Here is a 22867-nt window from a genome sequence, read left to right on the forward strand (position 1 = left end):
TCGGTTGTGGAGGAGGATCTGCCCTTGTTCTATTGGAGGAGTGTCTGCAGCGTGATTGGTGAATAGGAGTTTCAAGAAAAATGAAAATTGCGACTTACAATGTCAATTCAATTCGAAAGCGAATCGGTATTCTTCACAAGTGGTTGCGGCAGCACAACCCCGATATTATGTGCCTTCAAGAGACTAAAGTACAGGATCATGAGTTTCCCCTTCAAGCATTTTCCGACTTACCCTATGTCATCAACTTTTGTGGTGAAAAATCCTACAACGGCGTCGCCATATTCAGCCGGGCAGCGCCGGAAACGGTGGCCTTTGGTTTTGAGGACGGGGAACTACCGGAGGATTCCACTCGCCTGGTGCGAGTGGTGGTCAATGACATCATGATTATTAATTCCTACGTTCCACAGGGATTTGCAATTGATTCGCCGAAGTATGCCTATAAATTACGGTGGTTCCAGCGATTGAAGCGGTATTTCTCGCGTGTGGTCTCACCAGGACAATCCGTGATTTGGTGTGGAGATATGAATGTGGCCCCTGACCCGGTTGACGTCCATAGCCCCGAAAAACACCTCAAGCATGTGTGTTTCCATGAAGAAGTGCGCCGTGCCTATCAGGAGACGGTGTCCTGGGGATTCGAGGATGTGTTCCGGCATCATTTTCCGCATCGTCAGCAATTTACGTTTTGGGATTATCGACGTCCGGGCGCTTTGGAAGCTAACCGTGGGTGGCGAATTGACCACATTCTGGTTACCCCGCCGCTTCTTCCCCATTCTCATGCGGTGGAGGTGGATGTTCAGCCGCGTCGTGCGGAATGCCCCTCGGACCATACCGTCCTGTGCGCTGAATTCTCACTGTAAGAGGGTTGAATCATACTAATTTCCAAGGGCATATTGACCCACAGGCACGGTGCATATCAGAGGCCTCGGGGCGGTTCAAAAAAGTTCGTCCAGTCCTGCCCTGAGATTCTATGGTTCATGTCAAGCATTGTGTGATCCGCTCTGGATTAAAGGTTGTACGGTAGTGATGAATAGACCAAGCGGCCCGGGCGATTTTGCGAGCGATGATCACCAATGAGGCCGTCGTGCTCCAGCCTTGAGTGCGGTAATGCTCGTAGATCGGTTTCCAGACTTTAGTTTTGATGGCCGACATCGCGGCGTTAAACAGCAAGCGGCGCAACTCGGCGGGGCCACGTTTAGACAAACGCCTTCGACCGGCTTTGCGCCCCGAGTCATTCGCCCGCGGATCCAACCCGGTGAAGGCGACAAAGGCATCCGCCTTGCGAAACGGCACGCGCTCCAACGTATTGGTCAAACTGATGCCCACCAAGGGACCAACGCCCACAATAGTTTCCAACCGGTGTTGCGCCTCCTGATGGTGAGGTGAGCTGGCGGCTAGCGCGGACATGGTCGCATCAATTTTGGCAATCAAGGCCTCCAATTTTCCCATCACGGCCTTGAGTTCGGCGGCAAAGCCGCCCAATTCGCGCATGGTCAGCTTGAGCGTGCCTTGGAGGCGGACGATCGTGGCGCGCCGCCGAATCAGTCGATCCAGTTTGCGTTGAGTGGCTGTCGGGGGCGTATAGGGCCGCAAGCGCGTGTGCTCTTGCGCGATGAGTCGGGCGATCAATTCCGCATCGACCCGGTCGGTTTTGGCCCGCGTGCCCATGGCCTTGGCGTAATGCCGAGTGTCCAAGGGATTGAGGAGGAAGACGGTATGGCCTTGGGCCTGCGCCAGGTCCGCCAATAATTCGTGATAGCCGCCGGTGGATTCTAAGCCAATGCGGCTGCCTGCCGGCAGCGATTGGAGCCAAGCCCGCAACGAGCCACGCTGATTGGGAACACTCTGGACCGGGAAGCATGCCTCGGCGCAGGCAACCACGACGGCATCTTTGGCCACATCCACGCCGACATTCAGACAGGTGTGCATGATGGTACCCTCCAAAAAGTAATTGAACGAGGCTGGGGTGGCACACACCAACGTGAGCTTGCGGGTAAATCGGCGGTCAGCAGCCCTGCCGCGAGATTCTTCATCGACGTTTGAGGTGTGGGTGGGAGAGTTCTCAGGGAGTCTGTCCGCCGGGCGGCAGATGTCAGTCGATGTCCCTCCACCCCAGTTCCTTTTATTTTCTCAAAAAATGAGCTATAGACACCATACAAGTCATGCCGAAGGGAAGGCCGCAAATTACCTGGCGTGTCCCGGAGGGCACAACTTTTGTTTTGCGCGCAGAGCGTACTTCCAGTACGTGAGCACGGAAAAATGGTGAGAACGCCGCTGGCGGCTTTTTTCAACAGTCCCACTGTGAGGGAAAAGGGCGGCTCCTGCAAAACCGATTGTGGTAAAGGAGGGGTAATCCTACTGCATAAAAGGATGTTCGAATGTGGTTTTGTCAGGTTGCTAAAGACTCGAGAAAGAAAAACAATTATTCACTAGAAAAGGTTGCCCAATCCACGACCCTACTTTGATTTTTTCTGAGAAGGCTTTGGATCCTCAGTGATGTTTTCAAGGGGAATAAAGACTGCGCACGCCACCACGGTCGTCCAGAGGTTGGGTTTTCCGATCGCAGACTGGGTAATGTTCTGGGTTCGAACAATATCCCTTCCCATTTTGAATACCTGCTCACGTTCCTTCCATGCAACATTTGGATCGAATTTGATACCAAGGGTGGTTGCGAGCATTTGGGCCGCGAGGTCTTCGGTATATTCTCCCGCTTCCTCGTCCGTTTCGCCATAAGCATGATGTTCCGACAAGTAGCCATAATTCACCTTCCTACCGGAGGGAATGGCCACGCCGATTGAAGCCGAAATCAAGCGATTCCGCTCGTTGGTTTCAGATCTGGCCATGACGCAAAAGGTAATTTCGCCTGGATTGAGTAACTGTTCGCCACGTTTTCTCGAGATGATTTTACAATCTGGAGGAAGAATGGAGGAGACGGTCACCAGGTTGCAATAAGCAATTCCCGCGCTCCGGAGGGCTTCTTCGAAAGATGCCAGTTTTTCCTTGTGGATGCCCACACCTCTGGTGAGAAACATTTGCGTTGGGACCATCGCGACTCCTTCGTCGATCAGTTAGTGGTGGATTGGGATAGGCAGGAGATGACTAGGTGATCGTCGAATCTGATTCACAACCTCGCTCTCCAATCTGTCGGCGCAAACTCTATATGGGAAAGCCTGAACGATTCGAACACCACGGGAAAGAACAACCTTGCCACGTACGCGGGTATTTTTACCAAGACTGGTTGGCAAGGTGCAAGATTATAAGGATGAACGTTAAAGAAAAAATAAGGAGGCCTTAAGAAGGTCTTTTGACCAGCAATAATTTAGGCTCGGTCAGTTCCTGAATAGCATACCGCACCCCTTCCCGCCCCAATCCTGACTGTTTGATGCCTCCATAAGGCATGTGATCGGCCCGAAAAGTCGGAATTTCATTCACCAGAAGTGCGCCGACTTCTAACCGTGAGTATGCCTGATACATAGTGTCGATGTTGCTGGTGAAAATTCCTGTTTGGAGCCCGAAATCAGAATCATTGTGGAGGGCAAACGCTTCTTCAAGGTCTGCATAGTGTGTGACGGTCACCACCGGCCCGAAAATTTCTTCACAACAGACTTTCATATTGTTGTTGACGTGGGTCAGGACTGCAGGCTCGATGAATGAATCCTTTCGTGTCCCGCCAGTCATGACTCTTGCTCCATGCGAAACGGCTTCTTGGATCCATGTCTCGACCCGGCGGGCGGCTTGCTCGTTAATGAGGGGACCGACGACGGTGCTTTCGAGGGAAGGATCGCCCATGGGCAATGATCGGACTCGCTCGACAAAGGTCCTGAGGAAGTGGTCGTACCGTGATTCATGGACGAAGATTCGTTGCACAGAGATGCAGGTTTGTCCGGCATATCCGTACCCTCCGGCTACGCAACGGTCTATGGCCACATCAAGATTGGCATCCGGTTCTATGATGACCCCGGCATTCCCTCCGAGTTCGAGGAGAACCCGTTTGTATCCGGCCTTTCCTTTCAGCATCCACCCAATCGTCATAGAGCCGGTAAAGCTCAAGGCTTGGAAATTGGGATGAATCACCATCTGTTCTGCCAGGCTATTGGAACAGGGGATGATCGTCAGCATTTCCGGAGGCAGTTCTGTCGTCAAAAAGACTTCCCCCAACATCAGCGAAGTCAACGGGGTTTGGGGGGCTGGTTTCAATACCATCGGGTTTCCCGCTGCCAGGCAAGGGGCCACTTTGTGGGCCACCAAGTTGAGGGGAAAATTAAAGGGGGTAATGCCAAGAACCGTTCCGATCGGAAAGCGTTGGACAGATCCCGAGTACGCCTCTCCTCCTGGGGTGAGATCCATCGGAATGATTTCCCCAGGGATGCGGGTGCTTTCCTCTGCGGCCAAGCGGAAGGTCTGAATGGCCCGATCAACTTCACGGCGTGCATCGGTAATCGGTTTCCCGGCCTCCTGACAAATTGTGGCTGCAAACATTTCCCGTCTGGTGGAAAGCCCGGTGGCGATGTGCAGGAGCGCCTTTGCTCTGGCATGTGCCGGTATCCCGGCACATGCGGCCGAGACTCGTTTGGCAGAGTTGGTGACCTGGTGGATATGCTCAGGCTCGGCCTGGCAGACCATGGCCACCACGTCATTGGAATAGGGGTTGCGTACCGGCTCCGCAGTGGAGGTCTGGACCCATTGGCCGCCTATAAGGATTGGCTTTGCCGTGGCCACAGTCATGGAAAGGTGAAAACCTCGTGAAATAGAGGTGGTTAGATTGATGAAGCTGGCTGGTCAGAACCGGTATGGGATGAAGAAGGCAACCCTTCAGCTTTCTGAATAAGATTCTCCGTTCCCCATTCCCTGATCGCATCCAAACTAAACGGTTCGAATGCGGCGATGGCTCCACAGCCAGGACACCCGTCGACCGGCATCTTGGCTTTGAATACTTCATCAAAACAGGTTAAGCACACAAACAAATCAGGTTCACCTTGCGCGCATTCAACAGGCCAGAAGGATTGGGATTCAGTCATGACTCAAAACCATTCTGTGGATAAAAACATGAATTTCAAGATTGCCTGAGCAAATGTACACCTAATCACGCTGTCAGATCAATGAGGAATTGCGTAGAGCACGAATGCATGGGGGGACCTATGCTCCTTCGATGTGAGTAGAGGACAGTACTGGCAAAGACAGTGAAGAAGTCGTCGAGCTTCCATGAAGCTTGAGCAATTTATCAATTTCTTCCTTGAACGTCTCATAGGGAAAGGCGCCGGGAATTAAAATAAGATGAGGATCTTCTGGCAGGATTGTAGGAAAGAGCACGAAAGCCGGCGTGCCCCGAATTCCCAGGGAACCCGCATCCTGTAAATCTTTCTCAATATCTTTCATGTAGCGATGGGAAGCCAGGCATTCTGAAAATTGTTCTCCGTGGAGGTTGAGTTCCTTGGCATATTGTTTGAGATTATCCGGAGCCAACTGGCCTCCACTGTTAAAGAGCCGATCATGCATGGGCCAGTAGGCGTTTTGCTCTCCTGCGCATCGAGCGGCATCGGCTGCTCGAAGTGGACTGCCCATGCCTCTCGGGAAATCCCGATAGACAAAACGTACTTTTCCGGTCTCAATGTACTCTGAAAGCAATTTAGGAAAGGTCTCATGAAAAAACTTTTCGCAAAAGCCACAGGTGAAATCCGAGTATTCCAACAGGGTGATGGGAGCCTTGGGATCGCCTCGCACCACATCATCATCCTGGATTAAAAAGTCAGGAGTTTTCCCGTGAATCGTGGGACTCATCAGCAGGGTGCCAAGAAGGATGGCGAGCAATACGGTCGATTTGAGGGTTTGGGCAATGTTCATCATCACTCCATGGCTATGGGCTGTTATTGTTGCATTCCTGGCGGACCGTGTCGAGAGAAGAGGTTGATCGTGCCAAGGAGTTGAATTTATCGGCGACGGGCTTTTTCCAGGAGCCCCATCATGAGAAGTGGCCACACTACTGTGGCATCACTCAACACTTCAGCAAACATTCCCCCCTCTTTTCGAGGCACAAATTTTCCCCATGATACACCCTCCTCATACGTGCATCCGCTAAGACCACCCCAGTAGTCAGGCTCCGGGCAGATGCGGACACCGTACTGATACCGCGGAGGGGTTAATTGGGTACCCATCCGGAGGTTGAGAATATCGATATATGGTGGCGTTTGTTGTGCCCAATTTCGTGGCACTCCGCCTCCGATAGTGAAAATCCCCAACCGTTTGGCAGACAGTAGTTTTTCCGTATAACTATTGAGATCTAAGAATGGATTAAATGACGGTCGAGATTGCTGCAAAATCTTCCATGTTTCCTGGTCGGAAAGATCGGGGGATTGAGGTGTGCCTTGAGATTGTCGTCTCTCCTTCATGGCCCAGATGGAGACATCCAGCCCCATTTCAGAATCGGTAAATGCAGGAATATAGACCGGGACACCCTTCTCATAGGCACTTTTCAATATCCCTGGTCCTTCGTAATGGTCATGAAGAGTTTTCCCGATTTCGCGAGTCAGAATTTCCGAGGAGATGGGTGTGTCGGGAGTCATGCGCTTTAAGGTTTGGCTGACGACCCGTTCGACGTGGTTGAGATTGGATTCCATCTCCAGCGTATCGTAGACGCGGTTATAGCCCTTTTCATACAGTTCGGTATCCGTCATGGATGGATGGTATTTATAGTGTGTTTTGCCTACGGCTTCACTTAAGCCATGGGCAATTAAAGCCCCTGTGGATACTACGGCCTGCACCATATTTCGGTCGATCATGCTGCAGATAATCTTTCCCATTTTCGCGATGGTCATGGCCCCAGACAAGGTTAAGATCACGGTACAATCGGGATCCTCGACCATTTTGTCCAAAATCTCAAAGGCATCGCCCAGACGTCGCCCGCCAAAGGCGGTCTTTTTCATGGCGGAGAGCAGGTCGGAAAAAGATTCAATCGTTTCCGGATCCAGAGCCTCCAGGGCTTCAAGGCCGTCGCTTTCGCCATCGTGAAAAGTTCTCGTAGTCATCACAGATCCTTACAGCATAGATGAAAGAAATAACCAGACGGAGTAAGAGAAGTCTGATTCTAACGGGAGCGGGTGCGAACAATCAGGAAGGGGCGGACATCAGCTCCTAATAGCGATTGGTGATCCCAACGGGATTTGAACCCGTGTCTGCACCTTGAGAGGGTGCCGTCCTAGACCAGCCTAGACGATGGGACCAGTCTGTGTCTGTGTATTAATTGAAATTCGTACTCTCTGCCCATACCAGGCATGTCAGAAATGTACCATTAGGGACTTATGGCATGCAACGAAAAAAGGGCAAATGACAGGGACCACAGACGTACAATCACCTGTGTTGACAAGGGAGGGAAAGTCGCGACAACAAAATTATGGCTTTTGAATCAGATATCAGAGGACGGAGAGTGCGGAGTATGGATCGTTAACAGGCCCCGCATGAAGGGGTGGAGTCCACAATGGTAAGGGTACTGCCCGGGGGCTAATCGGGTTAAGACAAACTGATGATCGGGACGAATGACGCCTGAGTCAAATGAGCACTGGGAGCGGGACAGACAGTCGTCTGCCACGATGGAATGGGCTTCGCGAGTGTGATTTTTCCACGTGAGGGCGGTATCCAGGCGGATGTTCAGGTGGTTCGGAGAAAAAAATGGCGGTTCAGCTTGGATGGCAATCTGCGGAGAAGAGGCCCACAGAATTGGTTGCGTGGAAACAGGGGATAGGAGAAAAACCATACAGCAGAGGAATTGGCTTAGTTGAAGGAATGTCCCGGATGAACGAAGTGGTGTCATGGATGTTCGGCTCCCAGTGTGTCAGGTCTGGCCAGGGAGAGGCTCTGGTCCAGTCGCTAGGGTTTAATGGTCAGGAAAATGGCGCCCTTTCCGCGCTGCAAGAGCACTAAGACGGAGTCTCCAGCTTCCAGTCGCTTCACAAGCTGTTCGAAGTCCTTCACGGATCCAATGGGAGTGCGATTCAATTCCAGTATGACATCACCCGGTTGAACGCCTGCCCGTTCAGCCGGAGAGTTTGGTGAGATTTGGGTCACGACCACCCCTTGGCCATCTCGTGTTTGTCCAGGTTGGACGGGTTCCACTGAAAGCCCGGAGAGAGCGTGGTTACCTGAGACTGAACTGGGAGCTATTTCTGTCAAGGCAGCAGTATCTTTAGGCATTTCAGTGATGGAAACCGAAAGATTGATAATTTTGCCGTTGCGCCACACCGCAAGAGGAATGGCACTCTTCGGTGTCGTTTCGGCCACCAGCGTGCGCAAATGGTTTGGATCCTTCACGGTGACGCCATTGTAGGTGCGGATAATATCACCACGTTTCAAGCCGGCCTGCCCCGCCGGGCTTTCGCTAAAGACATCTCCCACTAACGCGCCCTGGGTATCAGGTACCTCGAATTGAGTCGCGAGATCCGGCGACAATTCCTGAATGGACACGCCCAGCCACCCACGAATGACTTTTCCGTGCCCGATCAGGCTTTGCATCACGCTTTTGACCATTTGGCTGGGGATGGCAAAGCCAATGCCCATGTAGCCACCCGTTCGGGAGAAGATGGCGGTATTTATGCCGATGAGATGGCCTTGGAGATTGACGAGAGCACCTCCGGAATTGCCTGGATTAATGGCGGCATCGGTTTGAATGAAATTTTCATAATCGACAATGCCGACATTGGCGCGGCCTACGGCGCTGATGATCCCCATAGTGACCGTTTGATTCAATCCAAAGGGATTGCCGACCGCCAACACCAGTTCTCCGACATCCAGTGCCGCAGAATTTCCCCAGGGTAAGGTGGATAATCCGGTGGCTTCAATCTTGATCACCGCCAAATCGGTTTTGGGATCTGTGCCAATAAGTGTCGCCGGAAGTTTCCGTTTATCTCCCAAGAGGACCATCAAATCATCGGCCTGTTCTACCACGTGATTGTTGGTGACGATGTATCCGTCATCACTGACAATCACTCCGGAACCTAAGCCTTGCTCCTGCCGTTCGCGGGGCTGTTTAAACCGCCGTTCAAATTCCTCTCCAAAAAATCTTCGGAAAAATGGATCGTCAAACAGGGGATTCGTGCCCGGAGATTGCACTGTGCGTTTGGTCGCTGAAATATTCACGACTGAGGCCATGGCCTCTTTGGCGATTTTCACAAAGGTTTCGTTAGAAGCCAGAAGCGGGGTCGAGATGTTCACGGCCGGCGAATCAGCTGCATGGACGGCTGGTAGGGGCAGCTCGGTCTCCATGGGGGCTTCGGTGATCGCAGGTGCAGTTTCTGGAGGGGAGGAGGATGGTGCCTGAGAGCATTGAATATGGGTGAGTCCCAGGAGGGCCACCGCGATCGTGACTCTCCAAAAATGGTGTCTGTTTCTCACAGAGGATGTTTGCCCCTGATATCGTCCTCTCATGCAGAATACCTTCTTCCTCTGTCGGTTAAGGGAGTCCTCACAGCAGACCCCTGATTTCTTGATCCTTATCCATTTTTCTCATTTTATCAACTTTGATTGCAAGGGCGGTAGCATGCAACGGTAAACGAATGTTCGATTAATTCTACCAGAGAAGACTCACGACTCAAGATGCGTGGGTGAGGACGGGACCATCATTCGTGCCGATAATCAATAGTGATGTCATCATCAGGAAGAGCCCGCATTCAACCACGCCCGGAATTTGGCTCAGGGACGATTCGACCGCGGCGGGGTCGGTAATTTCAGGAATATGGAGATCCGCCACATAATTTCCATTGTCGGTGAGAAAAGGCTGGCCGGCTCTGTGGCGCAACGGGGAAGGCCATCCCAGATTTTCAAGATGCCGTTGTGTCGTTCGCCAACCGAATGGCACGATCTCAACAGGTAGGGGGAAGGGAAGTCCAAGACGGTCCACCTGTTTGGCCTGATCCACAATAACAATGAATTGCTGAGCGGCGTTTGCCACAATTTTTTCCCGCATTAACGCTCCCCCTCCTCCTTTAATCAGATTCAGTTGTGGGTCGACCTGATCGGCGCCATCCACGGCCACATCAATGTCCCAGGGATCATCATTGTTCAGTAACGGAATGCCTAATTGTCTGGCATAAACGGCTGTGGCTTGTGAGGTTGGCACCCCACGGACCCGTAATCCCTGTTGTACGAGCTGGCCTAAGGCCGTCAAAAAATAATGGACCGTGGAACCGGTGCCGAGTCCCAGGATCTGGCCATCTTGTATAAATTCAAGGGCCTTGCGGGCGGCCTGGGCTTTTTGCTGATCCGGTGTCAATGGCGTCGATGGAGAGGGCATAGAAGGGATTCACGCTCGGGAATTATTCGTTGGCAAACGGCCGGAGGCGTTGTGTTCATCGAAACCAGCAAGCATTCTTTCTCAAAGCCTGGTGCTCTCTGCGAGTGTTTTCGGGCAACACGGGAGGGACGAGGGTAAAAAAACCTTGCGAAAGGTCTGTCTGTATGCCATCGAAGGGAGGATGTGGGGTCTGAGCCCTGAGGAATACCCCAGATGATGCCTTAAATTTCATGGTGTTAGCCAGCCATGCCTGCAGCAACGGAGGCCGCCCCGAGCAATGCGGTATGGGGATTTAAAATCACCCGAACGGGAATTTTGGCCAATAACCGTTTGTACCGGCCCTTCGCCAGAAACGCTTTCATAAATGTGTCTCCCCGTAGGGCGGATATGATTTTTGGGGCGATGCCCCCACCAAGATAGACGCCACCCATGGCCAGGGCCTTGAGGGCCATATTGCCGGCTTCGGCTCCGTAAATAGAGACGAAGATCTGCAGGGCTTCTTTGCAAATTTCTGGTTTGCCTGTCAGTCCGGCTTCCGCAATCAAGGCTGTCGGATCCCCGGTTGGGAGCTTTTCGGCAAACCAGGTTGGCTCGTTTTTTTTGGTGTCCCGGAGAAACTGATAAATGCTGTGGAGACCGGGGCCGGAAAGAACCCGCTCGTAACTCACATGCAAATAGCTGGTTCGCAAGTATCGCAGCAGATCGATTTCCAAATCGTTGTTGGGTGCGAAATCGGCGTGTCCCCCCTCGGACGGACAGACGTGGTAGTCCTCGCCTGTCCAGAGGAGCAGCGATTCTCCCAGGCCTGTTCCCGCAGCCAATAAGACCCGAGTACCATCAGATTGGAGAGAAGCGGCGGTAGGGTTGAGATCCTCGATTTCATCCGGTTGAAGGAGCCGTAGCCCATAGGCAGTGGCCTCCAAATCGTTTAACAAACGAACATGGGGAATGTGCAGAAACTCTGCGAGTTTGTCTCCTTCAATGATCCACGGAATATTTGTGGTTTTGCAGGTATTATTTAAGACTGGTCCCGGCACCCCAAAACAGGCGGCGGTGAGGGGTCCCAGTGGAGAAGGAGTGGTGGGTTCAGAGGAAGAAGCATCGCTGTCGTCCGGGGATTCTTCCGATTCGGTGTCGGGAGAGGCCGGTTCTTCCAAAAATTCGGTCAACACTTCTTCGAAGGACTCATAATCAGCTGTATAGACCGTGTCTTCCCGGATAGGCTCTACCCGTTCCTTGTTCCAGTCAAACAGGGCCAGATTGATTTTTGTCCCACCAACATCAGCTGCTAGAATCATGACATGTTTCCCGTAAAAATTCCTTGACGCGTCAATTATCAGACTTGCGGCACCATAGCCCAGGTAAAATACTCAGGGCAAGCAAGGGCACGAAGAACCTCTCCTTAGCCCATCCGTATAAAAGGGAAAAGGTCGGAGAGGCGGTGAGGAAGAGGTGTTCGACGACTCATATGAACGTCCAGGTTGAAAATGTGGCCGCCTGTCCGAGCGGAGTTCCGTCCGGTTTGCGAATGTTCCACACCGTGGCGCGTTCCACCAAAAATCGTTTTCCTGATCGGGAGATCCGGACTCCACGATAATCGGCAATGAACCCCTTGGTTTTAGCCTGATGCAGCATGCGGGCCCGTTCTTCACGATTCACAGGTTCGGCCGTTTGCCGGGAGGGCGTGAGAGTCAGTTGGTCCCAATCCATTTCCCACAAAGTTAATGCGGTCCGGTTTCCATAATTGAGGATAGGGTCATTCTCCAATCCGTGAGAGACGACCACAAATGGGGAGTTAAACAATCGTTCCGCCTGTTCCAGTGAAGGACCCTGACGGGGAATTAGTTCTTTGTTCAGCCAATAGGCATAACTGTCCAATAAATATTGGGACCATTCGATAACCCAGGATCTTTGCCAATGATCGGCTAACGGGTTCATCTGATTATTTTGGGAGGGATTCATTAGGGTGATGATGCGGAGCGTCGAATCAGAAGCAGTGTAATCTTCTTATGGAATGGTTGAAAAGAACTAATCATCATTGTTGCCCAAAGCATCAAAAGTGAACACATTGAATTCGGTATCCATACCAACCTGCCATTCCCGACATTTCACACGTCCTGTTCGATGATTTTCGTCGAACCAGCTGCTCTTTTTCTATTCTAGAAAACAGTAAAACACGCCAGCAAGGAATTTCCCTTCCTAATTAACTAACGCTCTTTCCCAAAGCCTAAGGATTGACTCCTTAAATCTGAATGCTAAAGTTCGCCCTGTTTACCGATCTGGCAATGCCAATCAACCGAAATGTTGAACAGCTATTCGGGCGCCATGTTGGTGATCGCTCAAACGAGGGGATGGAGTATGTGGACATGACGGAAAAGACAAAGAACCTACAAAAAATTTCACCGGCTGAGCTGGATGAGTTGCTCTCAAAAATGAAAAGCGAGAAGTATTCCGAGTTAGCTCTACTCGGCCCTCGTGCGAAATTAAGTTCATCTCCTGAAAAATGGGCTGCCCACCTCAAAGATTACCGATCTGTTTTTCAGTTGACAGAATTTGTGGAAAACCTGGCCGAAAAACTTCTCTCTCTCCCCAACCTCACGATGCTTTCCCTGTCCGGCAACAACCTTGGAGACGCAGGGGTGCAGGGGTTGAGCGGGTTGACAAACCTTACGTCGCTTGCCCTGGCCGGAAATAACCTTGGGATCGCAGGGGTGCAGGCGTTGAGGGGGCTGACGAACCTCACGACCCTTGACCTGTCTGGCAACTACCCTCTTGGGGAGGAAGTGGCGCAGGCGTTGAGCGGATTGACGAACCTCACGACGCTTAACCTGTCCGCCACCTACCTTGGGGACGCAGGGGCGCAAGCGTTGAGCGGGCTGCGGAACCTCACGACCCTTGCCCTGTCCGGCAACTACCTTAGTGACGGAGCGGCGCAGGGGTTAAGTGGGCTGATAAACCTCACGACGCTTGACCTGTCCTTCAACGAAATTGGGAACGCGGGGGCGCAGGCGTTGAGCGGACTGACGAACCTCACGACCCTTGACCTGACACGCAACGAATTTATTGGGGAGTTAGGGGCGCAGGCGTTAAGCGAATTGAGGAACCTCACGACGCTTGTCCTGCGGCAAAACCAGCTCGGGGACGCGGGAGCGAAGGCCCTGGGATCGCTGATGAACCTCACGACGCTCAACCTGGGGCACAACCAGCTCGGGGACGCGGGAGTGAAGGCCCTGGAATCGCTGACGAACCTCACGACGCTTGACCTGGCCGGCAATAACCTTGGAGACGCGGGGGCGCAGGCTTTGAATGGGCTGATAAACCTCACGACGCTTGACCTGGCCAACAACAACCTCGGGGACATGGGAGCGAAAGCCCTGGGGTCGCTGGCGAATCTCACGACGCTCAACCTGGAGCACAACCAGCTCGGGGACGCGGGGGCACAGGCCTTGGGGCAGCTGACAAACCTCACGACGCTTGGTCTATCCAAAACCGAGGTGACTGACTTATCTCCTTTTAAGCTTTTATTTGAGAAGGGAATATCTGCCAAATGTGAGACGGGGACCATTTGGGAAGATGGAATATTTGTGAAGGATTGTCCGCTCATTCATCCTCCGCCAGAAGTCGTTCAGCAAGGACATGAGGCGGTTCTGAACTATTTCCGGGAGATAGAGGGACAGGGAGTAGACCGGCTTTATGAGGCCAAGATGCTTATCGTGGGCGAGGGACGGGCCGGGAAAACGAGTCTGTTGCGCCGGCTGTATCAGGCGGATCAACCTTTGCCGGATGAAGACGAGACCACCAAAGGCATCGATATCCATCGGCATGACTTTCCACTGGCCAATGGCCGGACGTTCCGGCTGAATGTATGGGATTTTGGCGGACAACAAATCTACCATGCCACGCACCAGTTTTTTCTGACGAAAAATTCACTCTACATTCTTTTGGACGATACGACCAAAGATTACAAGTCCGTCACCGATGTGGGGTTCAGCTATTGGCTGGAGGTCATCGAGCTCCTCAGTGACCGGAGTCCTGTGCTGATTTTTCAGAATGAAAAGGGTGGCCGGAGCAAGGCGATTGACGAGGCAGGGATCAAAGGCCAGTTTCCAAACGTGAAGGAAGTCTATCGAGGCAATTTGGATAAACCCGATTCTGTCAAGCCACTCTCTGCAGCGATTGAATTTTCTGTGCAGCGTCTCCCCCATGTGGGAGAAGAGGTGCCAGCGAAATGGGTTTCTATTCGGGGCGATCTTGAGGAGGAAGCTAGGCACCAGCCCTATATTCCTCAGGAGGACTATTTCGCCGTCTACAGTCGGCATCTTGAGTTTGACCGCACAAAGGCCCTTCATTTGAGCCGCTACCTGCATGACCTGGGTGTCTTTCTGCATTTCCAGGAGGACCGGTTGTTGAGCCGGACGGTGATTTTACAAAATCCATGGGCGACCGAAGCGGTGTTCCGCATTTTGGACGATCCCACGGTTGTTGTCAGTCTCGGCCGTTTCACATCGGTGGATTGCGAACGGGTCTGGGCAACCACCGAATACGCCGACATGCATCCTGAGCTGCTGGCGCTGATGGAAAAGTTCGAATTGTGCTATGCCCTGAGGGATCAGGAGGACACCTGGCTGGCCCCTCAACTACTCTCACCTTCCGTTCCTCCGGCGCTGGAGGGATGGGCGAAAGTGGGGGATCTGGTGTTGAGCTTTAGGTATGGCTTTTTGCCCAAAGGCCTCATCAGCCGGCTGATGGTTCGCATGCATCGGTTTGTCCCCCGTCCCGAGATGGCGTGGGCTACTGGCGTGTTGTTCGAACGGGAGGAGACCCAAGTGCTCGTTCGAATCATGTCCAGAGGCAATGAAATTGTCCTCCGGGCCCGCGGGCTTGAACGTCAAGCTCTTTTGAGCGTCATTGCCAGTGACCTTGACGCGCTCAATGCGGGCTTCCCTGGCCTGGAGGAAAAACTGAGTAAATGGGTTCCTTGTATTTGTTCTAAATGTGTGGTCTTGGCTTCGCCGGAGATGTTCGAACAGAAACGTCTGCTCAAACGAAAACAAGACCGTAAACTGGCCATTGAGTGTCCGGGAAGTTACGAAGATGTCAGTGTGCTTGAGTTGCTCGATGGCTTGAAATTGGAGAACCTTCCGCGCTGGGCCGACAAGCCGTCAGATAATTATGCTGCCGCATCGGACGCTTCTTCCGCCGGACAGGCTCCGATAAAAACCATTAAAGTTTTTCTCGCCTCTTCTGAGGAGCTACGGGAAGATCGAGATGCGTTCGATCTGTATTTCAGACAGCAGAATGACCGATTGCGTCAACAGGGCGCGTACTTGGAGATTGTCCGGTGGGAAAACTTTCTGGATGCCATGTCCGACAGTCGGCTTCAAGATGAATACAATCGTGAGGTCAGGTCCTGTGACATTTTTGTGAGCTTATTTAAGACAAAAACGGGCAGGTATACCGAGGAGGAGTTTGATGTGGCTCATCGCGGATTTAAGGAGCAAGGGACACCTCGGATCTATGCCTTTTTCCAAGATGCTCAGGTTTCCACGGTTTCGGGGAACCGGAATGATTTGCTATCACTATGGAAGTTTCAGGATAAGCTCAGTGAGCTTGGACACTTTTGGACCAAGTATAAAAGCACCGAGGATCTCCATCTGCGGTTTCGAGACCAACTCGACAAACTGTTGGACCAAGGCCTGGTTTGACCTGAAGAAACCGCTTTGGATGCGCGCTTCTTTTCTCCCTGGTAAAACCTCAAAGCCCACGAAAAAGCCCTAGAACGCATTCGGGGTTAAGACTGGCAATCCTGCATCTTTCAAATCGAGACCATCTGAGCTGGTCCTGCGGTGGCTGCTCCTATGCCTGGTTCCTGGGCAAGGGTGGCTTGTATCCAAAAAATGGAACCGGCGCCTTCTTGATATCTTTTTGTGCCGGCTTTCGTCCGGCGGACGAGGTCCTTTTGTTTCGGCAAAAGGACCCAAAACCATGGTGGCCGTGGCGTGGCCCTTCGGGTGCCCTGCGCCGTGTTGCCGACTCCGGCGGCGCGCAAACTCGCTATGCTCAAACAATGCGCGCCTTCCTTCGAAGTCGGCAACACGACTTGGCCTCGCCACAAGGCCACGGGATTCCAATGATGCTCTGACCTTTCGGTACGAATTGCGGCATCACAAAAACCGCTCGTTCTGCTTTGGAACCTAGTATGTTAAAACCCACCTTCCCTTTCCCTCTTTGTTTTATCCGACGCCTGCTGACAGGCTCAAGGGACAGACGCTCTGGGCATTCAGCAGACCTTGTCTGAGCGCAGCGAGTTGGTCTGCTATTATGCTCGCGTCTGTCCCATCCAATGAAGCCTGTCTGGGCGTCACTGGTTTTGGCCACTTTTGCCGGAACAAAAGTGGCTCGGCTGCCGGGACGAAACCCCGGCATCACCAAACACGACATGGATACCATAGAAGGTTAGACTGCCTTAATCCCCACTCCTATACTGTTTTGGCGTCTACTCTTCCCCCAATGGGGCGAGGATTGAAGGAGAACCTGGTCTGTGGCCGTGGGAAACCGTATAGCCGACATGGAAGAAAAGGAGGACAGGATGTGAGCCCAGGGGGGGCTTACACTCTCTTTTTTCTTTGGTAATGACCGATGTCTCCTGTTTGGTCCTCTGATTGAACGCTCTAGATCGAAATGCGGGAGAGAATGGCATCAGCAATTTGTTCCGGGGAGTTTTGATCGGTTGGAATGACATGATCGGCGGCGGCTTGGTAGTGAGGTTTGCGAATCTCGAGAATTTCTTCGATTTCTTCTACGAACGTTTTGGTGCCTGACAGAGAGGGCCGCTGCGTATCGCCGGAAATCCGGCTGGCAATCGTTGGAACTTCGGCAGTCAGCCAGAAAATCTTTCCATTCTCTTTCAGCATTCTGACGTTTTCTTCCTTCAGGATGAGTCCCCCGCCCGTGTCGATAACCAGATTGTCCTGGCCGGTGAGCTTCTGACACATTTGCGTTTCCAGCCCGCGGAAATGATCCCACCCGAATTGCTCGATAAGCTGAGGAATGGTTTGCTTGGCCTCTTTGACGATTTCCTCATCAGTGGAGATGACTCTTCGTCCGAGACGTTGACCCAGGATTGCTGCCACAGTGCTTTTCCCTGTTCCCCGGTATCCTATGAAGACAATATTCATAAATCTCCTGTTTTGAAGTAATGGTAAGAAGGCCGTTTCGGACAGGTTGGAGCAGTACCGGAGAGAACATTCTTGTGAGAATCGTTGAGAAAACCGGAGGGGAGGCAGGGCGAATTTCGTTCCGGCCAGCGTGTAGGTGACACATGTGGAGGAATGTCACCACGGCCACTTCTTTCTCCTATGGAATTTTCCATCGCAAGGATTCTCATTGAAACTGGGAATAAAATCCGAACCCGATATCCTTCATTCATGAGAAGTGTGAGGTGAGCACCTTACGCATCACCTCGAGTGGTGCGGATTTGCCGGTCCAAAGTTCAAATTGCCCCACAGCCTGATAGAGAAACATGTTGATTCCTTGGATGGTGCGGCATCCTGCCGCCTGTGCATCCTGCAATAAACGCGTATTGAGTGGGTTGTAGACAATATCCATCACCGTCAGATCGCGGTGCAACAGATGCTTGGGGACGCAGCTTTCCTCGACCTTTGGGTGCATGCCAATGGGGGTGCAATGAATAAGCAATTGGGCCTGTGCCAATGCAGATTGCAATGTTTCAGGTGTTAAGGAGTCGTCGTGCAAGAAGATGGGTGTTTTAGCTTTGAGGTCGTTTGCCAAGGTTGTTCGTTCCTGATCGTCGACGCCGAGGAGGGTCAGATGTTCAATTTTGCCTTCCACGCCGAGTGCGAAGGCAATGGCGCGAGCAGCCCCCCCGGAACCGAGAATGACGACCCGTTGTCCGGTGGTTTCCACTCCACCTTGTCGCAAGGCTTGGAGCGCGCCGGATGCATCGGTGTTGGAGCCCACTAACAAGCCCCGGTCTTTGACGATGGTATTCACCGAGCCAATGTGTTTGGCGGTCGTTTCGACGGAATCTAACAAGGGTAGAATGGTGACCTTATGTGGGATGGTCACGCTGAGTCCCCGAATGTGGCCCAAAGCCCGTAGGCCCCGAATTGCGCCTTCGAGATCCTGGACGGGAAATGCCAGATAGACAAAGTTTAATCCCAATTGACGAAAGGCCGCATTGTGAATAGCGGGAGAAAGCGAATGATCGACCGGGTTGCCTAACAGGCCGCAGAGTTGGGTTTGTGCATTAATGTCCATAACGGGTGCTCTCGCAATACATGGGGAATAGTGATCAGGAGTTATCACATAACCTGACTGCAAACTCAACTTGTGCGAATGCGAACATGGGTTGTGAGGTCGAAATGAATGAGGAAGGGAGTGTGGGATCGGGGGAAGAAAAAGTGTAATCCGGGGAGTAGATTCGACTCCCCGGACCTACACAGTGTGATGTCCGGGGGCGTTATCGTGACGCCTTTTTCTTCCCCGGAGACTTTTTCATTCGCACCGCGGCTTTTTTTGCCGGTTTCTTTTTTGCGACTTTTTTCATGGTTCCACCTCCCTTCCAATAATGTCGTAGGCAATACTATCCACGTTTATCGGTAGGTCGATAAAAATCCTGAGGGATTACACGGAATTTTCTGCCGACCTGTGACAAGTCGATGAGAGAAATGGATTCTGAGGGAAGGGAATTGCAGTAAGCCGTCTATGGAGCATTCTTAGATTAGAGGTTCATGGAAGGCTTGAGCGGAGGGTGAGAGCGTTGAAGGGCAGACTGCCGGAAGACGAAGGTGAAACGTGGCACCTTCTCCAGGCTGGCTTTCTACAGAGATCGTCCCGCCGTGCAGTTCCACCAATTGTTTCACAATTGAGAGTCCCAACCCCAGCCCTTGCGTGCCGATTTCGGGGATCCGGTGAGCCTGGAAGAAGGGCTGAAAGAGGCTGGCTTGAGCTTCCAGAGGAATCCCTGGACCGGTATCGGAGATCGTGAGGAGGATGTGACCCGGAGGAGCGGGAGAAGCTCTCACCAGGATGCGTCCCTCTTGGGGAGAAAATTTATGGGCGTTGTGGACGAGATTGGTGACGATTTGATGGAGACGGTCCTGGTCTCCCCAGAGGGTCAAATTGTCCTCGGTGAGTTCGACCGTCAGGTGTTGGGCCTTGGTCTGGGTGAGTGGCAGTAATTCCTGCGTGACATTCTCAAGGAGTTCGAATAATGACACAGATCCATGGGCTAACCGGACGGTCCCTGCCTCAATGCGCGATAAGTCGAGAAGGTCGGCAATCATACGGGTGAGGCGATTGGCGTTCGCACTGATTCGGGTGAGGTAGAGGTGTTGGCGTTCGGCGAGCGGTCCCACCATCCCATGAAGTAGATTTTCCGTGAATCCCTTAATCGAAGTTAAGGGTGTGCGCAATTCATGAGAGCAATGTGAGAGAAATTGAGATTTCATCCGGTCAAGTTCCTTGAGACGGTGATTGGCGGCTTCCAGGTCTGTGTTGGCCTGTTGTAATGCCAGCGTTCGCTCCTGCACTTTGTTTTCCAAACCGATGTTCAAGGCTTCGATCTCGTCATAGGCCATCGCCGTATCAAGGGCAATCGCCATTTCGTGGGCGACCGTGGATAATAAGTTTTGTTCAGCGATGGGGATGGATTTCTGGTGCGTACTCCCAACGATCAACACCCCAAGTGGTTGATTCTGACTAATCAGGGGAAGCGAGAATCCGCTTTGCGTCCCGGCTTCCACCAAGATCTGTTGAGTGGCGGGATGGCACTGACTCAGAATATCCGTGATGTCCTCTATGACGATGGATTCTTGCATGTGGAGGGTTCTGTGAAGGAGGTCCTGTGGGGCTGAGGGAATGTGGATGTTTTGAACCAATGCCGCCCACTGTTCCGACATGCCTTCTGATTGAATCTTGTGAAAGTGTTGATGCGGTGCATCCCATACGGCTGCCCAGGCATGGTCAAAGGAAAGTGAGCTCACAATGGCTTTGAGGCCTGAGCCGATAATGGTTTCGCGGTCGAGGGTTGAGCCGATGTGGAGGGTGAGTTGATGCAGCATGGTTAATTCATCGACTCGTCGCCGGATCTCGATCAATGTATGCTCTTGTGCTAAATAGGCCTCCCGCAGTTCTTCGTGCCGTTGCTCGGCCGCTTCCAATTGTTCTTGAATGATTTTCCCCCGCTCTTGAATCTCCAGCCGATCATCCCAAAGCCTTTTTGCCAAGGGGAGAATGAGCAAGGGGAGCAGGGAGAGTCCTGCACTGACCCACCAGGGTTGATCCGGAGCAAAAACTCTTAATGTGGCGACCGTGGCCAGCCCCAATGCGAGTCCGCCAAAAATCCATCCCCGCATGGTCTGTTGCTCGGGTTCCCAGGTAAAGGCCCATTCACAATGGGGGGCACCCTCGGCGATACAGCTCCGATCCTGGATCGAGGCAGCCCGTTTTCCAAACATGCGGGCCGGGACTTCTGCAACCGTCGCCTTTGTGGTGTGGCATATCCGTTCGGCACAGCCCCGGAGATACGGGCCGAATTGTCTGTTTGTGGATTCGGACAATTGGAGCCGCATCACGGCATGGCCATTGGTGACCGATACAACCTCCGGCTTGAGCGAACCCTTGGTGAATTTTTCGACAAAGTGCGGGAAGAGCCGGTATATCTGAGCTATGGAAAAGGGCCGCCCGAGGATTTGAATAATGGGCGAAAGAAATTTTTCCCGCCCCAGATTGAAATGAAAATTCTCCTCGTGCGAGAGCTGAACAGAAAATTCGGCTAAAAACATGGCAAACTCATAGGAATAGCTATTCCAGTGGTTCTTGAGGAAATCGACGGTCACATGATAGGTCCGGTCGGGAATCCGCTCGTTCAGCAGGGCGACCAGTGTGCGCAACGCCTCTTCTGCGGCCTCTGGTCCCTTGTGTTGTTGAATGGCCTCTTCCAGATATTCAAGATTGGCGCGGATGGTGATTCCGCTCACATCCTGAATCGTGACACCCTGAGTATCCTTCCCGAATGGACGAAACTCCATGAGTGGACGCTCCACAATGCGATGGGATTTTGGTAAGAGCGACATGAATCTCCCTATTGAAGAGGTCAATCGGTAGAGGGACTGTAATGGAATCGGCGAAAAGGGTGAAGGGGGGGGACAAAAAATCAGGGAAGACGCATTAGAAATTCATCCGCACGGACAAGGCTCCAACGTGAAGGGTGGTATCCCATTTGCCGTTTAATAGCGGTTGTTGGTTATTCTGAACATTCCGTTCATCATACAGCAACGCTTGATAGGCTAAATCCATCCCGATGGCTTTTGCACCAAAAATGTCACAGGGGAGGATCCCCAAAAATTTTCCTGGAGCATGGCAGAGAAAGCCCATCCCGGCTGAAAAAGCATTAAAATCGGAATCGGGAACCGCCGGCTCGAATGTCCGGTTGGGAATTGGGCTTTCCGATCGGACGTATCCCGTTCGAAAGGCCACATCCCAATGAGGGAGCGCAGAGGGGGAAAGGGCTTTGAATTCCGTTCCCACCATGAGTACCCAGGCATCGCCATAGTCGCGGGGATTTTGGATGACTGCTCCATTAGAGAGTTGCAGGTTGAGGTCTTTGAATCCGGACCAATCCGCATAATCGAGATCCACTTCCACCTTCCACTCATGTTTCGCGTTTCGAATAGGCCATCCGGCGATGGCCCACGTGTAAACATCGGGGAGTTCAATGGTCGTGGACGCACCGGCAAGGCGGGTTCCACCGGCTAAAAAATCCCCTTTAAGGTCCAAATTGGGTCCGTTCCGATAGACAAACGCAAGATTGACGAGTGGATGGCCGTCTTGATTGCGGAAGGGTGTCCAGAGGACACTGGCGTTAAATCCCAGGGCGGTGTCAGTCCCGTTTGCTTCCAGGCTTGTCCCAGCGGGTATACCAAACGGATTGCCTGGTGCCGCATTCTGTTGGAGTTCTGCCTGACCTTCTCCCAGAAAGCTGGCAAAGGTATAAATATCCAGCCCGCCTCCTACAGAGATATAATCATTTACCTTATAGGCGAGAGTGGGCTTGATATCAATAAGAGGAAGGGACGCTCTCGTGAGTATGGGAGAAATCAGGCTATCATCGGGGTATTCGATATTCAGCGCATACGGGGTGGTGACACCAATTCCTACGGTCCAATTCGGGAGATTGTCCAGGCCTAAGGCAGGAAGGTTTGCAGTGAGAAATAATGAACTGGGTGGGGGAGTAGAGATCGTCCCACCAACACCACCCTTCACGGTTGGTCCGAGGTCGCTTTTGAATCGAACCGTGCCTCCGATCAAGAGAGTCCCTGCATAAAATTGGATGCCTTGTAACTGGGTCATACCCGCTGGATTGTAATGCAGGGCTGAGGCATCATCGGCTTGGGCGGTAAAGGCAGCGCCTTGGCCGGTAGCGGAAGCGCCATGATCGAGAATACGAAATGCTTCAGCACGAACTGTTTGAGGAGTGATGATGGTATTGAAGAGCCCAAGGATGAGGCAAGAAACGATCAGGCGGCAGATGATCAATGTCGTCACGTCTCCTCCTTGAGAACGGGG

General features: G+C 52.4%; 18 protein-coding genes and 1 tRNA gene. 2 read left to right on the plus strand and 17 right to left on the minus strand.

The annotated features are described in order from the left end of the window. Positions 1-80 precede the first annotated feature (80 nt). Positions 81-857: an exodeoxyribonuclease III gene (xth, locus tag PQG83_RS17100; protein ID WP_312743654.1), complete on the plus strand. Its 777-nt coding sequence runs from the start codon at positions 81-83 to the stop codon at positions 855-857. Positions 858-972: 115 nt separating this feature from the next. On the opposite strand, the gene PQG83_RS17105 is transcribed toward xth, so the two are convergent. The 12 genes from PQG83_RS17105 to PQG83_RS17160 form a co-directional block, all read right to left on the minus strand. Continuing rightward, entirely contained in the window at positions 973-1926 is a 954-nt protein-coding gene (locus tag PQG83_RS17105; RefSeq protein WP_312743657.1) for an IS110 family RNA-guided transposase, read from the minus strand. A 527-nt stretch (positions 1927-2453) separates the two neighbouring features. Continuing rightward, complete coding sequence (locus tag PQG83_RS17110) at positions 2454-3044, minus strand: pyruvoyl-dependent arginine decarboxylase (RefSeq protein WP_312743660.1); 591 nt, start codon at positions 3042-3044, stop codon at positions 2454-2456. 244 nt (positions 3045-3288) lie between these two features. After that, positions 3289-4722: an aldehyde dehydrogenase family protein gene (locus tag PQG83_RS17115; protein ID WP_312743662.1), complete on the minus strand. Its 1434-nt coding sequence runs from the start codon at positions 4720-4722 to the stop codon at positions 3289-3291. A 32-nt stretch (positions 4723-4754) separates the two neighbouring features. Continuing rightward, positions 4755-5015 carry a hypothetical protein gene (locus tag PQG83_RS17120; RefSeq protein WP_312743665.1) on the minus strand — a complete coding sequence of 87 codons (261 nt, stop codon included), beginning with the start codon at positions 5013-5015 and terminating at the stop codon, positions 4755-4757. 118 nt (positions 5016-5133) lie between these two features. Further along, positions 5134-5841 carry a DsbA family protein gene (locus tag PQG83_RS17125; protein ID WP_312743668.1) on the minus strand — a complete coding sequence of 236 codons (708 nt, stop codon included), beginning with the start codon at positions 5839-5841 and terminating at the stop codon, positions 5134-5136. Positions 5842-5924: 83 nt separating this feature from the next. After that, entirely contained in the window at positions 5925-7019 is a 1095-nt protein-coding gene (locus tag PQG83_RS17130) for a deoxyhypusine synthase family protein (RefSeq protein WP_312743670.1), read from the minus strand. A gap of 117 nt (positions 7020-7136) precedes the next feature. After that, positions 7137-7214, minus strand: a tRNA-Glu gene (locus PQG83_RS17135). 182 nt (positions 7215-7396) lie between these two features. Beyond that, positions 7397-7801 carry a cupredoxin domain-containing protein gene (locus PQG83_RS17140; protein ID WP_312743673.1) on the minus strand — a complete coding sequence of 135 codons (405 nt, stop codon included), beginning with the start codon at positions 7799-7801 and terminating at the stop codon, positions 7397-7399. Between the two features lie 56 nt (positions 7802-7857). Then, on the minus strand, positions 7858-9411 hold the full coding sequence (locus PQG83_RS17145; protein ID WP_312743676.1) for a DegQ family serine endoprotease: 1554 nt from the start codon (positions 9409-9411) through the stop codon (positions 7858-7860). A 163-nt stretch (positions 9412-9574) separates the two neighbouring features. Continuing rightward, positions 9575-10276, minus strand: coding sequence for a ribose-5-phosphate isomerase RpiA (rpiA, locus tag PQG83_RS17150; protein ID WP_312743679.1), 702 nt, complete (start codon positions 10274-10276; stop codon positions 9575-9577). 236 nt (positions 10277-10512) lie between these two features. Next, positions 10513-11574: a glucokinase gene (glk, locus tag PQG83_RS17155; RefSeq protein WP_312743682.1), complete on the minus strand. Its 1062-nt coding sequence runs from the start codon at positions 11572-11574 to the stop codon at positions 10513-10515. A 166-nt stretch (positions 11575-11740) separates the two neighbouring features. After that, the gene (locus PQG83_RS17160; protein WP_312743685.1) at positions 11741-12238 is read right to left on the minus strand and encodes an MEKHLA domain-containing protein; all 498 of its coding nucleotides are present in this window, start codon (positions 12236-12238) and stop codon (positions 11741-11743) included. 404 nt (positions 12239-12642) lie between these two features. Between PQG83_RS17160 and PQG83_RS17165 the strand changes: the two genes are divergently transcribed. After that, the gene (locus PQG83_RS17165; protein WP_312743686.1) at positions 12643-15981 is read left to right on the plus strand and encodes a leucine-rich repeat domain-containing protein; all 3339 of its coding nucleotides are present in this window, start codon (positions 12643-12645) and stop codon (positions 15979-15981) included. A 110-nt stretch (positions 15982-16091) separates the two neighbouring features. Here the strand turns inward: PQG83_RS17165 and PQG83_RS17170 are convergent, their stop codons facing one another. From PQG83_RS17170 to PQG83_RS17190, 5 genes are all read right to left on the minus strand, one after another. Next, positions 16092-16397 carry a hypothetical protein gene (locus PQG83_RS17170; RefSeq protein WP_312743691.1) on the minus strand — a complete coding sequence of 102 codons (306 nt, stop codon included), beginning with the start codon at positions 16395-16397 and terminating at the stop codon, positions 16092-16094. 550 nt (positions 16398-16947) lie between these two features. Then, positions 16948-17454, minus strand: a complete 507-nt coding sequence (locus PQG83_RS17175) for a shikimate kinase (RefSeq protein WP_312743693.1) — start codon at positions 17452-17454, stop codon at positions 16948-16950. A gap of 247 nt (positions 17455-17701) precedes the next feature. Further along, positions 17702-18556 carry a shikimate dehydrogenase gene (locus tag PQG83_RS17180; RefSeq protein ID WP_312743695.1) on the minus strand — a complete coding sequence of 285 codons (855 nt, stop codon included), beginning with the start codon at positions 18554-18556 and terminating at the stop codon, positions 17702-17704. Between the two features lie 458 nt (positions 18557-19014). Continuing rightward, on the minus strand, positions 19015-21375 hold the full coding sequence (locus tag PQG83_RS17185; protein WP_312743698.1) for a sensor histidine kinase: 2361 nt from the start codon (positions 21373-21375) through the stop codon (positions 19015-19017). A 94-nt stretch (positions 21376-21469) separates the two neighbouring features. After that, entirely contained in the window at positions 21470-22846 is a 1377-nt protein-coding gene (locus PQG83_RS17190) for an OmpP1/FadL family transporter (protein ID WP_312743700.1), read from the minus strand. Positions 22847-22867 lie beyond the last annotated feature (21 nt).

Source organism: Candidatus Nitrospira neomarina, from assembly GCF_032051675.1.
GTDB classification, from domain to species: domain Bacteria; phylum Nitrospirota; class Nitrospiria; order Nitrospirales; family UBA8639; genus Nitrospira_E; species Nitrospira_E neomarina.